The following is a 10,881-nucleotide window of genomic DNA, read 5'->3' as shown; positions in this document are numbered from 1 at the left end:
TATTGAATTTTTCTCCAAATCTCCTTTGTAAAAAGCGTTAAAAATTTCTGTATCCTGGTCATATATTTTTATCTGATTTATGTGGGGGTGAAACTCTATTCTTAAATTTGAGTTCGAATAAGTCAGGCTTACAGAAAGAAATACGCAAATTATCAAAATTTGTGTAATTTTAATTTCGTATTCTGGTGAGAAAAAATACCCGTATATGCCTCCTATTGTAAGTATAGAGAAAAATATAGCGGATATAATCCAAAAAAATCTGTTCGCCCTTTGAGTGAATATTATTATTTTGCCATCCATTGGGCTTCCGGTGCTTCTGCGAGTTCGATTTGATAGGGAAGTATGCTGTTTAGCCTAGCGGTGCCAGTTGTATTGGGTTGAAGCGCGCTTGCATAGGAAAAACCGTGCAGCCAGAAGGCACCGGGCCGTTTTGACCCCTGGCGGCTCCGGTGTTATCCGGCTGTCATTCCATGCAAGAAGGGCGTTGCGATGCAAACGGCATTCACCCTCCAGTCCCGTGGGGCCGGACTATACGAATTCACTCACGATGTGGCCGGATGGTTGCGGACAAAAGGGGCCGGTGACGGGCTGCTGACCCTGTTCGTGCGTCACACGTCCTGCTCTCTGCTCATTCAGGAAAACGCCGATCCGGATGTTCAGCGGGATCTGAAAGCCTTTTTCTCCCGGCTGGTGCCGCCTTCCGATCATCCGTCGATGTCCTATCTGGTGCATACGCTGGAAGGTCCGGACGACATGCCGGCCCATATCAAGGCAGCGCTCCTGCCCGTGTCGCTCTCAATCCCGGTCGCCGGTGGTCGGATGCGGCTTGGAACCTGGCAGGGGATCTATCTGTTCGAACACCGCACCCGGCCGCACAGCCGCGAGATTGCCGCGCAGTTTTTGGCCGGGTGAGAGGCGAAGTAAAAAAATAGGAAAATATTCTTGACAGCGTGACGGTGATTTGCTAGGAATGAATCACGGTCGGAGAACTGCGGCTGGCAAGGGTTGGTGGCAAGTGTAACGCCGATCTGGCTCGTGTGGATTGGCGGTGACGCCTTGTCTCTCGGGCAACCGCGCCAGAACGCAGGAACGATCAGGGACGACAAGAAAACTGGGCGCCACGGGCGCCCTTTTTTGTGTCCGGACTGTCGTGGGCTTTGTTGGACAGGGCGCTCCTCTTCCGGTTCCGGGTGTGCGGAAGGCAAGGCAAATCGACCACATGTCTGGCCGGCACATGCCGGCCTTTTCTGTTTTGAAAGGACTGCCATGACCGGCGGAAAGGAGCTTCGCGGGGGGCCGGGTTTTGCCGAGCGGTTTTCCGGCAAGGGGCTTGCTGATGTGGTGAAGGCTGAAAAGGCGAAGGATCGGGCCGGGCGCAAGAAGGTCCGGCAGTCTCCCGAAGGGACCCGGTCTGCTCCTGCGGCCGGGCCGGACCGGGAGCGCCCCGGCGGGCAGGCGAATGCGGCAGCGGACGAAGATGCGCATGGAGCCCTGGTGCGGCGGCTTTACCGGGCCTTTACCGGCCAGATGGACCAGATCGAGGCGCGGCTCGGGACTTTGGATGCGGATGGGGCCGATCTCGGCGAGATCGACAAGACGGTGAAAACGCTGGCGAGCCTCGCCCGCACGCTGACCATGCTGATGGATCTGGACCGGGAGGCGGGTGGCAAGGAGGCGGCCGGCGAGGATGGAGACAACGACGACCAGCTGCGCCGCGAACTTGCGCAACGCCTTGATCGCCTGCGCGCAAGCCGGGCAGCTGGAGGCGCTGCTTGAAAGCCTGTCCCGGGCCGAAATAGAGCTGTTGCTGCATGAATGGCCGGTCTTTGCCCATGATCACCAGATGCCGCCGGAGGGCGCGTGGACGCTGTGGCTGCTGATGGGCGGACGCGGCGCGGGCAAGACAAGGGCCGGGGCCGAATGGGTCCGCGCGGCGGCGGGCGGCGGCAGGCACGAGGGCGCAAGGGCGGGCCGGATTGCCCTGATCGGCGAAACCTATGCGGATGTGCGCGAGGTCATGGTGGAAGGGGTGTCGGGCCTGTTGGCGGTGCATCCCAAGTCCGGACGGCCGCGCTGGTCGCCGACCCGGCGGCGGCTGGAATGGGACAACGGTGTGGTGGCGCAAGGGTTTTCCTCCGAAGATCCGGAGGCCCTGCGCGGTCCGCAATTCGATCTCGCCTGGTGTGATGAACTGGCGAAATGGCGTTATGCCGAGGAGACTTTCGACATGCTGCAATTCGGACTGCGTCTGGGTCAGAAACCCCGTCAACTGGTCACGACCACGCCCCGGCCCGTGCCCCTGATCAAGCGTCTGCTCGGCCAGCCGGGCACGGCCGTCACCCACGCGCCGACCCGGGCCAATGCCTACAATCTGGCCCCCGGATTTCTGGAGCGGATCGTGTCGCGCTATGCCGGAACCCGGCTCGGGCGGCAGGAGCTGGACGGCGAGCTGATCGAGGACAGGCCCGATGCGCTGTGGTCCCGGCATGCTCTGGAGGCGGGCCGGGTGGAGCGGGCTCCTTGTCCCTTGCGCCGGATCGTGATTGCGGTTGATCCGCCTGCAAGTTCGGGCAGGCACTCCGACGCCTGCGGCATCGTCGCCGTGGGCTTGGGCGAGGACGGTCAGGCCTATGTGCTTGCCGACCGCAGCCGCAGGGCGGTGAAGCCCGCCGACTGGGCCGCCATTGCCATCGGGCTTTGGCATGGGCTTGACGCGGATTGTCTCGTGGCGGAGGTCAATCAGGGCGGCGAGATGGTGTCGGAGGTCATCCGGGGCGCGGACCCGTCCGTTCCGGTCAAGACGGTGCGGGCCACGCGCGGAAAATTCTCCCGCGCCGAACCGGTGGCCATGCTCTACGATCAGGGCCGCATCCACCATGCAGGCGCTTTTCCGGAGCTGGAGGACGAGATGGCCGATTTCGGCCCGGCAGGCCTGTCCAGCGGCCGCTCCCCCGACCGGCTGGATGCGCTGGTCTGGGCGGTGACGGAGCTGATGCTGGGCCCAAGGGCGGAGCCGCGTGTGCGGGGGCTCTAGCGCGATCACTCAACCGGAAGGTCCCAGCAGTAGGCTTCAAGCTTTGCGAGATGCATGGTCCAGCCTGCGAGGTGATCCTTGCGCAAGGTGTCTCCCTTGTTTTCGTGAAGCGTTGCCCAGCCGGTATGCTGAAGGGTCAAACGGGTGCCTGTATCCGTCCCTTGAAGTGTCAGAAGCAACTGCGTTTCGCCCGACCAATCATCATCGGCCCAGTTCCATGCAATGGCCGAAGGAGGCTCGAACCGGGTTATCCGGCCGGAAGTGACGATATCGCGGCCGTCTTGCCGCCATGTCTCACGGAAGACACCGTCCGGCCTTGCGTCCAGAAACACATGGCCGCCGAACCAAAGCGGCAAATGCTCCATACCGGTCAGGACGCGCCAGACCGTCCCGACCTGTTGGCCGAGATCAAGCGTGAGGCGGATGGCATCGGGGCCGGACTGGGTCACTGTTTTGCCTCGCGTTGCGGGTCGGAGCGACTGTGACGCGATTTGCGGAAGGCGTGCAAGCTGGCCTCCAGCAGCTTTCTTTAAAAGGCGTGACAGGACATCGCGCTATTGATCTGGAAATAATGCGCTTTTTAAAATGATGCGTTGGTGAGTGGGGGCGTCATGACGTACAGAGCCGGGAGAATATGGGCGGGTTCAAGGGCTATTGGATATTCGCGGCGCCAGTATGTAGCTCCGGTCCGGAAAATCCGGCCGTGGAACTTGAGAAAATCAGGTTCGGGGCGCTTTGGTCTTCGAAACGGAACACGCAGCGTCCGGTCTGGTCCATGCCGAGTGCCCGGTAAAAGGCCACTGCGGGATCGTTGTGCTCGTAGACGGTGAGATAGCCCCGGCAATGCCCAAGCCCGTGCAGTTCTGCCATCGCGGCCCGGAACAGCAGGGTGCCGAGGCCGAGCCGGTGGTGGTGGCGGCGCAGATAGAGGGTCTTGATCTCGGCGGTGCCGCAATCCGGTGCGGGCGGGTCCGGGGTCAGATGAAGCCGGACATAGCCGAGCAGATGCGCCTGCCGCTCCAGCACAAGCAGCCGGGTGTCCGGGGCATGCAAGGCGGCTTGGAAAACCTCCGGCGCGTACTCGCTCAGAACATGGTTTGCAAAGGCGCGCGAAACGCCGTCCCGGGCATAGGTGTCGAGCCAGACCTCGGTCGACAGGGCTGCAAGCATCAAGGCGTCTTCGTCGCGGGCGGGGCGGAGGTGGAGGTCGGGTGGGGACACAAGTGGACCTGATTCAACGTGAAATGGAAAAGACCGCGCGGTGTTATCCGATTGCGAAGGCTGTGGCCAGATGTGGTGAGCACCTCGACCTCGCGCGGTGAGCGGGGTTCGGGCTCCCGATCCGTGACCGTCGTGCCTTGGAGCGTGATGCATTCATTCAAAAATGTCAAAAAAAACGAGATAAAACATGCGCTTGAAACAGGCTTTTGACACATTGCTTGCCCGTGGAAACGCACCCGGGCAAAAGGCATCGCGCACCGGCCCCTTGCTGGCGCTGCAGGGCCGGGCGCAGCCGGTGTGGAGCCCGCGCAACTATGCGGCCCTTGCGCAGGAGGGCTTTGCGAAGAACCCGGTGGTCTACCGGGCCGTTCGGATGATTTCCGAAGCTGCGGCCAGTGTTCCGCTGACCCTGTTTGACGGAGACGCGGAGCTGGAGGTGCATCCGCTCACGGATCTGCTCGCCCGGCCGAACCCGGACGAAACCCGGGCCGATTTTCTGGAGCGCACCTATGGGGCGCTGCTCACCTCGGGAAATGCCTATCTGGAACAGGTCGGCCTTGACGGGACGCCCCGCGAACTGCATGTGCTGCGTCCTGACCGGATCAGGGTTGTGCCGGGGCCGGATGGCTGGCCGGAAGCGTTTGACTATACCGCCGGCGGGCGCACAATCCGCCTGTCCGGGCTGGCAGACGAGGGAGCGGCCCCTGTCCGGCATCTGAAACTCTATCACCCGCTGAATGATCATTACGGCTTTGCGCCGATCGAGGCCGCGCAGATGAGCCTCGACATTCACAATGCGGCGGCCAGCTGGAACAAGGCGCTGCTCGACAATGCCGCCCGGCCGTCGGGCGCGCTGATCTATGGGGCGGGCGATACGGTCAATCTCAGCGCCGACCAGTTCGACCGGCTGAAGGGCGAGCTGGAGGCCGGGTATCAGGGCGCGCGCAATGCCGGCCGTCCGCTGCTCCTGGAAGGCGGGCTCGACTGGAAGCCCATGGGACTGACGCCCAAGGACATGGATTTCATCGAGGCCAAGAACCAGGCCGCCCGCGAAATCGCGCTGGCCTTCGGCGTGCCGCCCATGTTGCTGGCGATCCCCGGCGACAACACCTATTCGAACTATCAGGAGGCCAACCGGGCCTTCTGGCGCAATGCGGTGCTGCCTCTGGTCCGGCGGGTGACGGCCAGCCTGACGGCCTGGCTCGGGCCTGCCTATGATACCGGCCTCCGGCTGGAACCCGATCTTGATGCCATCGAGGCGCTGGCCCCTGAACGCGAGGCCCTGTGGCGCCGGGTCGGGGCGGCAACCTATCTGGACGAGGACGAAAAACGCGCCGCCGTTGGTTATGGCGCCCGGGCCGGACGCGTCTCCGATGACTGAGGACATCACCCGATCGGTGATCGAGCGCGGGGATCTGGCGCATCTTGCGCTGTTCCTGTGGGCGGTCTGCGCGTCTGTTCTGGCGCTCACGCTGGTGCGGGAGCTCGGCCAGTCGAACCGGCGGTTTTCCGATTTTGTCGAGGAGATTGCACGTTTGAACAGGCGCCTCAACGGATTGCAAAATCACATGAGAAATGAAGCTCAGAATACTGAAAGATAATGCTAAAAGAGCATCATACAGGCATGTAGTTTCCGGTGAACACGACGCGCCTGTGATGCTCGATCTCTCATGACAAACTGGCGAGGAAGTCTTTCAAGGCGGACGCCGTCTTGAGAGGCGTTCCTTGCAAAAATCATTTTCGCCGGGCACGGGCAGTACGCGTGCTGTGCGGCGGCAAGAGACGCTTTCAGATCAAGGATCCGACAACATGTTCAAGAAATTGTCCGGGGCGCGGATGCGCTTGCCCGAATGGTTTGTGCTGCGCCTTTTTTCAAAGAAAAGCCGCAAGTCCGGCCATCACACGGAGGTGTTTCGCGGCTTCACGCAAGAGGTCGAGATCCTGCGCAAGGAAGCCCGCCGGTGATGGCGGATCTTGAGACAGACGGCCTTTGGGTCACCGGCTATGCCAGCCTGTTCGCCCAACCGGATTGCGGTGGCGACATCGTGCGGCGGGGGGCGTTTTCCAAAAGCCTCACGGGCCGCCGGTGCGTTGCCATGCTCTGGCAGCACGACGCGCATCAGCCCATCGGCACCTGGCGGGAGCTGCGCGAGGACGCAAGCGGCTTGCGGGTTTTGGGAAAGCTCAATCCGGGGGTGGCGCGGGCGCGTGAGGCGGCAGCGCTTCTGAATTCGGGCGATCTCACCGGTCTGTCCATCGGCTTCCGGGCACTGAAGGCGCGCCGGACCCGTTCGGGCCGGGAGCTGATCGCCATCGACCTTTGGGAAATATCGCTGGTGACCTTCCCGCAAGCGGCAAAGGCGCGTGCGCGGCTGGTTGGCATTGCTTCAAGGAGACAGGGATGACACGCTTGGATGATATTGACCGCGCGGACGCTGGCGCGGCCGCTTTTGAAACCCCGGTTTCTGGAACACCGGTTTTTGAAACACCGGTTTTTGAAACAAAGGCGGGTCTGACCGGTGCCGAACCGGTGCCTGCCGGACCGATGGCGGAAGGCGGGGCGGGGGCAGACGTTGCCCGCAGTTTCGATGAATTCTTCCGCGCCTTCGAGGCCTACCGCTCTGTCAACGACGCGCGGCTTGCGGAGATCGAAAGCCGGGGCAGCGCCGATGTGGTGACTTTGGAAAAGCTCGACCGGCTGGATGCGGCCCTTGATGCGACCCAGCGCCGGATTGACGATCTGAGCCTCAAAAGCCGCCGTCCGGCCCGTGCAGGGAGCCCCGGCCGGCAGCCCTCGGCGCAAGGCCTTGAGAGCAAGGCCGCGTTTGACACATATCTGCGCTCGGGCCGGGAACAGCCCGCGCTTGAAATCAAGGACATGTCGGCAGGGACCGGGGCGGATGGCGGCTATCTGGTGCCAGACGAGACCGAAACCGAAATTCTGGAGCGCCTGTCCCATGCCTCGCCGATCCGTGCGATTGCAGGCAACCGGCAGGTCTCTGCCACCACCTACAGGAAACCCTTTGCCCGCACCGGCCCGGCAACCGGGTGGGTGGGCGAAACCGCGGTGCGGCCCCAGACCGGCACGCCGCAGCTGGAAGAACTGAACTTCTCCGTCATGGAACTCTACGCCATGCCGGCAGCAACCGCGACCCTTCTGGACGATGCGGCCATCAACATGGACCAGTGGCTTGCGGAAGAGGTGGAAACCGCCTTTGCCGAACAGGAGGGGGCGGCCTTTGTGTCCGGCGACGGTGTCAACAAGCCGACCGGGTTTCTGTCCGTGCCGCAGGTGGCCGAGACCGGCTGGAGCTGGGGCAATCTCGGCACGTTGCAAACCGGGGTGGATGGGGCGTTTCCGGCCTCTGATCCGGGCGATGTCCTGATCGACCTGGTTTATGCGCTCAAGAGCGGCTACCGGCAAAACGCCCGCTTTGTCATGAACCGCCGGACCCAGGGGGCCGTCCGGAAGCTGAAAGACGCGGATGGCACCTATCTCTGGCAACCGCCGTCCGGGGCGGGCGTGCCCGCGACACTGTTGAATTTTCCGATCACCGAGGCCGAGGACATGCCCGACATCGGGACGGGCACGACACCGATTGCCTTTGGCGATTTCCGGCGCGGCTATCTGGTGGTCGACCGGATGGGCGTACGCATCCTGCGCGATCCCTTTTCGGCAAAGCCCTATGTGCTGTTTTACACCACCAAGCGCGTTGGCGGCGGTGTTCAGGACTTCGACGCGATCAAGCTTCTTAAGTTCTCGGCCGGGTAATGGACCCGTAGGGGCGGTGGCTCACCGGTCCCGTGTGTGAACAGCTCCTTTGAAGATGCGGAGGCGACGCAAGACCTCAGCCTACCCGCCATCATCCCGCGAACCAGCGAAAAACCTCCCCCAACTGGCGCCGGGTTTCTCTCAGAAACCCGGCGTCGCTTTTTGGAAACCGGAGATCAATCCCCATGACCGTCCATCTGGAAAGCCCGCCGGCTGTCGAGCCGGTGAGCCTTGACGACATGCGCAAGCATCTGCGGCTGGTGTCAACGGCTGAAGACGGCACGCTCGCCAGCCTGATCACGGCGGCGCGGAGCCATGTCGAGCAGGCAACCCGCCGGGCGCTGATCACACAGGGCTGGCGGATGTTTCTTGATGCTTGGCCGCCGGGCCGCGTGGTGCCGCTGCCGCTTGCACCGGTAAGCCAACTTGACCAGATCCTTGTCTATGATCTGGACGGCATGCCCACCACGCTTGATCCCGATGCGTGGGTGCTCCTCAAAGAGCAGGACCCGCCCCGGCTGAAGGTGGCCGCCGGAGCCGGATATCCTGCGCAAGGGGTATCCGGCATCGAGATCGGGTTCACCGCCGGTTACGGCCCGGCTGCGGAGGATGTTCCGGCGGGTTTGAAACAGGCGGTGAAACTGCTTGCCGCCCATTGGTTTGAAAACCGGGAGGCGGGCAGCGACCGGCCGGTTGCGACCGTGCCGGTCGGCTTCGACCGGCTGGTGCTGACAAACCGGGTACCGTTGCTGTGAGGGCCGGGGATCTCAACGTGCCGGTGGTCCTGCTGGAGCCGGTGCATGCAGTCGGACCGGACGGAACCGCCAGTTGGAGTTTTACGCAGGCGGGGGCCGATTTCGCGGCAATCCGCTTGCGCGGGCAGGGCGAAAGTGACACGGCCGGACGTCTGGACGGGACCGCAACCCATGACATCTGGCTGCGCTATCGTCCGGATGTGAAAAGCGGCTGGAAGCTGATGGTCGGCAGCCGGACGTTCCGGTTGCTGTCGGTGGCCGATCCGGACGCACAATACCGCAAGCTTGTGTGCCGTGCCGAGGAGGAGGGAACATGAGTTTCCAGCAGGCGCAGACGGCGCTGCGCAAGGGGCTCTTCGCCTGTCTTGCCGCTGACGGCACGCTGACCGGTTTGCTGGGGGCGGGCCGCTTGTTCGATCTGGCTCCACGGGGGCAGTCCTTGCCCTATCTGGTGTTGCGGGCGGTCGATACAAAACCCCTGTTGAGCCTCGCCGAGGACGGACTGGAACATGCGCTGAAGCTGGCAGTTTTTTCCCGCGCGCCGAACCGGGATGAGGCCGCAGAAGCCGCGGGGCGGGCGGCCGATGTGCTGATCCACGGGCCGGTGCCGATCGCCGGGTACCGGCTGATCAATCTCACCATCGGCGCGATTGCAAGCCATGTCCTGAAGGACGGGCGCGGGTTTCAGGCCGAAACCGCAATCCGTGCCGTCACCGAACCGGTCACCGATCAGGGCAATCAACCCTCTTCGTCATCCCGCTAAAACCGGAGTTTTTATGCGGGATCGCAGAGCCCGTGGCGGAAATGATGTCCGGGGTTCGCCGGTCGCGGATCGCCGCTTCGCTGCGTCCGGGAAGACCAACAACGGAAATTCTGAAAGCTTGCGGGCGCGTGCCGTGGGGCGGCGTGCTTGCAAGGTGCTGCAGGGATGAATGGAAGGCCAGAGGAGGCAGCAAGGACATGAGTGCGCAACGCGGACGCGATTTGCTTTTGAAACTGGATGCCGATCAGACCGGGAGCTTCGTGACGGTCGCGGGCCTGCGGGCGCGCCGGATCGCGCTGTCGGCCGGAACCGTCGACATCACCACGGCTGACAGCCCCGGCCGCTGGCGGGAGCTTCTGGAGGCGGCCAGCACCCGCACGGCCAGCCTGTCCGGCTCGGGCCTGTTCAAGGATGCGGCAAGCGATGCCCAGGCACGGCAATTGTTCTTTGATGGCAGTATCCGGCCCTGGCAGGCGGTGATCCCGGATTTCGGCACGCTTGAGGGACTGTTCCAGATCACGGCCCTTGAATATGCCGGGCGGCACGACGGCGAGGTGAGTTTCGAGCTGGCGCTGGAATCTGCCGGTGAACTGACATTCACGGCGATCTGATCAGGGAGGTTTTGATGGCAAACCGGTTGCGCGGGGAAATCTCCGCAATGCTTGACGGGCGGCGCTGGACGCTGGTGCTGACCCTTGGCGCGCTGGCGGAGCTGGAAGACGCTTTCGCCTGCGAGGATATCAATGCGCTGGTCGAGCGCTTCGCCACCGGGCGGTTGTCGGCGCGGGACATGACGAGGGTGATCGGTGCCGGGCTTCGCGGGGCCGGAAATGCCGTCACCGACGAGCAGGTGGCCGAGATGACCGCGCCCGCCGGCATTGCCGGGTTTGCCGCGATTGTCGCCGATCTGCTGAAAGCCACTTTTGGCGATCCGGAGCCGGAAGAGGCCGGGGGCCAGGAGCCGAAGGCGCTGGTGCCTGCATGAAGTCTGCCGTGGCACCATTTCCCTGGCGGTCCTTGCAACATCTGGCAGCCCGGCAGCTTGGCTGGACACCGCAGGTGTTTTGGGCCGCAACCCCGCGCGAGTTGGCGGCCGCCCTTGGTCTTGAGCGGCAAGCGGCTCCCATGGAGCGGGACCGCTTCGACGCGCTCCGGCGTGCTTATCCGGACACCTGAATTTCCAAGGCCCGCGAAGCGTGCATCTAGTCAACTTGTGGGCTGTTTATGCCCGGTTTATCGACGTTTTGTCAGGGAACGCCATCAATGGCGGTTTCCGCCATTGATGGCTTCCGGGCCATTTTGTCCCAAGGGATTGATTGTCAAGGGCGCGGAACGC

Annotated in this window: 17 protein-coding genes; 14 read left to right on the top strand and 3 right to left on the bottom strand. The window is 63.0% G+C overall.

Annotation, left to right across the window (positions count from 1 at the left end; genetic code table 11):
* Positions 1 to 300 (bottom strand): hypothetical protein (locus E1297_RS49755; RefSeq protein ID WP_209015691.1); only part of this gene is annotated, 300 nt, incomplete at its 3' end.
* A 189-nt stretch (positions 301 to 489) separates the two neighbouring features.
* Between E1297_RS49755 and E1297_RS07650 the strand changes: the two genes are divergently transcribed.
* The 3 genes from E1297_RS07650 (at position 490) to E1297_RS07640 (ending at position 3,034) form a co-directional block, all read left to right on the top strand.
* Positions 490 to 912: a secondary thiamine-phosphate synthase enzyme YjbQ gene (locus E1297_RS07650; protein WP_155136072.1), complete on the top strand. Its 423-nt coding sequence runs from the start codon at positions 490 to 492 to the stop codon at positions 910 to 912.
* 354 nt (positions 913 to 1,266) lie between these two features.
* Complete coding sequence (locus tag E1297_RS07645) at positions 1,267 to 1,776, top strand: hypothetical protein (protein WP_155136069.1); 510 nt, start codon at positions 1,267 to 1,269, stop codon at positions 1,774 to 1,776.
* On the top strand, positions 1,688 to 3,034 hold the full coding sequence (locus E1297_RS07640; RefSeq protein WP_155136066.1) for a DNA-packaging protein: 1,347 nt from the start codon (positions 1,688 to 1,690) through the stop codon (positions 3,032 to 3,034). Before E1297_RS07645 ends, E1297_RS07640 begins: the two co-directional genes overlap by 89 nt.
* A 5-nt stretch (positions 3,035 to 3,039) precedes the next feature.
* On the opposite strand, the gene E1297_RS07635 is transcribed toward E1297_RS07640, so the two are convergent.
* Both E1297_RS07635 and E1297_RS07630 read right to left on the bottom strand, forming a co-directional pair.
* Positions 3,040 to 3,483 (bottom strand): SRPBCC domain-containing protein, encoded by a 444-nt coding sequence (locus E1297_RS07635; protein ID WP_155136063.1) that lies wholly within the window; start codon positions 3,481 to 3,483, stop codon positions 3,040 to 3,042.
* A 202-nt stretch (positions 3,484 to 3,685) separates the two neighbouring features.
* Positions 3,686 to 4,408: a GNAT family N-acetyltransferase gene (locus tag E1297_RS07630; protein ID WP_155136060.1), complete on the bottom strand. Its 723-nt coding sequence runs from the start codon at positions 4,406 to 4,408 to the stop codon at positions 3,686 to 3,688.
* A gap of 34 nt (positions 4,409 to 4,442) precedes the next feature.
* Here E1297_RS07630 and E1297_RS07625 point away from each other — a divergent pair, with 34 nt between their 5' ends.
* From E1297_RS07625 to E1297_RS07575, 11 genes are all read left to right on the top strand, one after another.
* The gene (locus tag E1297_RS07625; RefSeq protein WP_155136057.1) at positions 4,443 to 5,636 is read left to right on the top strand and encodes a phage portal protein; all 1,194 of its coding nucleotides are present in this window, start codon (positions 4,443 to 4,445) and stop codon (positions 5,634 to 5,636) included.
* The gene (locus E1297_RS07620; RefSeq protein WP_155136054.1) at positions 5,629 to 5,856 is read left to right on the top strand and encodes a hypothetical protein; all 228 of its coding nucleotides are present in this window, start codon (positions 5,629 to 5,631) and stop codon (positions 5,854 to 5,856) included. The genes E1297_RS07625 and E1297_RS07620 overlap by 8 nt, the downstream gene beginning before the upstream one ends.
* 208 nt (positions 5,857 to 6,064) lie before the next feature.
* Positions 6,065 to 6,220: a hypothetical protein gene (locus E1297_RS07615; protein WP_155136051.1), complete on the top strand. Its 156-nt coding sequence runs from the start codon at positions 6,065 to 6,067 to the stop codon at positions 6,218 to 6,220.
* Complete coding sequence (locus tag E1297_RS07610) at positions 6,220 to 6,660, top strand: HK97 family phage prohead protease (protein ID WP_155136048.1); 441 nt, start codon at positions 6,220 to 6,222, stop codon at positions 6,658 to 6,660. The genes E1297_RS07615 and E1297_RS07610 overlap by 1 nt, the downstream gene beginning before the upstream one ends.
* Positions 6,661 to 6,800: 140 nt before the next feature.
* Positions 6,801 to 8,027: a phage major capsid protein gene (locus E1297_RS07605; RefSeq protein WP_155136075.1), complete on the top strand. Its 1,227-nt coding sequence runs from the start codon at positions 6,801 to 6,803 to the stop codon at positions 8,025 to 8,027.
* 185 nt (positions 8,028 to 8,212) lie between these two features.
* A complete protein-coding gene (locus E1297_RS07600) occupies positions 8,213 to 8,782 on the top strand; it encodes a head-tail connector protein (protein ID WP_155136045.1) in 570 nt (189 codons plus the stop codon).
* A gap of 17 nt (positions 8,783 to 8,799) precedes the next feature.
* Complete coding sequence (locus E1297_RS07595) at positions 8,800 to 9,099, top strand: phage head closure protein (protein ID WP_155136042.1); 300 nt, start codon at positions 8,800 to 8,802, stop codon at positions 9,097 to 9,099.
* On the top strand, positions 9,096 to 9,545 hold the full coding sequence (locus E1297_RS07590) for a DUF3168 domain-containing protein (protein WP_155136039.1): 450 nt from the start codon (positions 9,096 to 9,098) through the stop codon (positions 9,543 to 9,545). The genes E1297_RS07595 and E1297_RS07590 overlap by 4 nt, the downstream gene beginning before the upstream one ends.
* 197 nt (positions 9,546 to 9,742) lie before the next feature.
* Positions 9,743 to 10,156, top strand: a complete 414-nt coding sequence (locus tag E1297_RS07585) for a phage major tail protein, TP901-1 family (RefSeq protein WP_155136036.1) — start codon at positions 9,743 to 9,745, stop codon at positions 10,154 to 10,156.
* A gap of 14 nt (positions 10,157 to 10,170) precedes the next feature.
* Positions 10,171 to 10,530 carry a gene transfer agent family protein gene (locus tag E1297_RS07580; protein ID WP_155136033.1) on the top strand — a complete coding sequence of 120 codons (360 nt, stop codon included), beginning with the start codon at positions 10,171 to 10,173 and terminating at the stop codon, positions 10,528 to 10,530.
* Positions 10,527 to 10,721, top strand: coding sequence for a phage tail assembly chaperone (locus tag E1297_RS07575; protein WP_155136031.1), 195 nt, complete (start codon positions 10,527 to 10,529; stop codon positions 10,719 to 10,721). Before E1297_RS07580 ends, E1297_RS07575 begins: the two co-directional genes overlap by 4 nt.
* Positions 10,722 to 10,881: the final 160 nt, after the last annotated feature.

This window comes from Roseibium sp. RKSG952, assembly GCF_009711355.1.
This window is presented reverse-complemented; position numbering and strand designations above follow the sequence as displayed.

Excerpts from the sequence above, each read along its gene's own strand:
- E1297_RS07625 (WP_155136057.1), top strand. The coding sequence starts at position 4,443 with ATGCGCTTGAAACAGGCTTTTGACACATTGCTTGCCCGTGGAAACGCA.
- E1297_RS07630 (WP_155136060.1), bottom strand. The coding sequence starts at position 4,408 with ATGCATCACGCTCCAAGGCACGACGGTCACGGATCGGGAGCCCGAACC.
- E1297_RS07600 (WP_155136045.1), top strand. The coding sequence starts at position 8,213 with ATGACCGTCCATCTGGAAAGCCCGCCGGCTGTCGAGCCGGTGAGCCTT.
- E1297_RS07640 (WP_155136066.1), top strand. The coding sequence starts at position 1,688 with ATGGAGACAACGACGACCAGCTGCGCCGCGAACTTGCGCAACGCCTTG.
- E1297_RS07610 (WP_155136048.1), top strand. The coding sequence starts at position 6,220 with ATGGCGGATCTTGAGACAGACGGCCTTTGGGTCACCGGCTATGCCAGC.
- E1297_RS07605 (WP_155136075.1), top strand. The coding sequence starts at position 6,801 with ATGGCGGAAGGCGGGGCGGGGGCAGACGTTGCCCGCAGTTTCGATGAA.
- E1297_RS07590 (WP_155136039.1), top strand. The coding sequence starts at position 9,096 with ATGAGTTTCCAGCAGGCGCAGACGGCGCTGCGCAAGGGGCTCTTCGCC.
- E1297_RS07650 (WP_155136072.1), top strand. The coding sequence starts at position 490 with ATGCAAACGGCATTCACCCTCCAGTCCCGTGGGGCCGGACTATACGAA.
- E1297_RS07645 (WP_155136069.1), top strand. The coding sequence starts at position 1,267 with ATGACCGGCGGAAAGGAGCTTCGCGGGGGGCCGGGTTTTGCCGAGCGG.
- E1297_RS07620 (WP_155136054.1), top strand. The coding sequence starts at position 5,629 with ATGACTGAGGACATCACCCGATCGGTGATCGAGCGCGGGGATCTGGCG.
- E1297_RS07575 (WP_155136031.1), top strand. The coding sequence starts at position 10,527 with ATGAAGTCTGCCGTGGCACCATTTCCCTGGCGGTCCTTGCAACATCTG.
- E1297_RS07585 (WP_155136036.1), top strand. The coding sequence starts at position 9,743 with ATGAGTGCGCAACGCGGACGCGATTTGCTTTTGAAACTGGATGCCGAT.
- E1297_RS07615 (WP_155136051.1), top strand. The coding sequence starts at position 6,065 with ATGTTCAAGAAATTGTCCGGGGCGCGGATGCGCTTGCCCGAATGGTTT.
- E1297_RS07580 (WP_155136033.1), top strand. The coding sequence starts at position 10,171 with ATGGCAAACCGGTTGCGCGGGGAAATCTCCGCAATGCTTGACGGGCGG.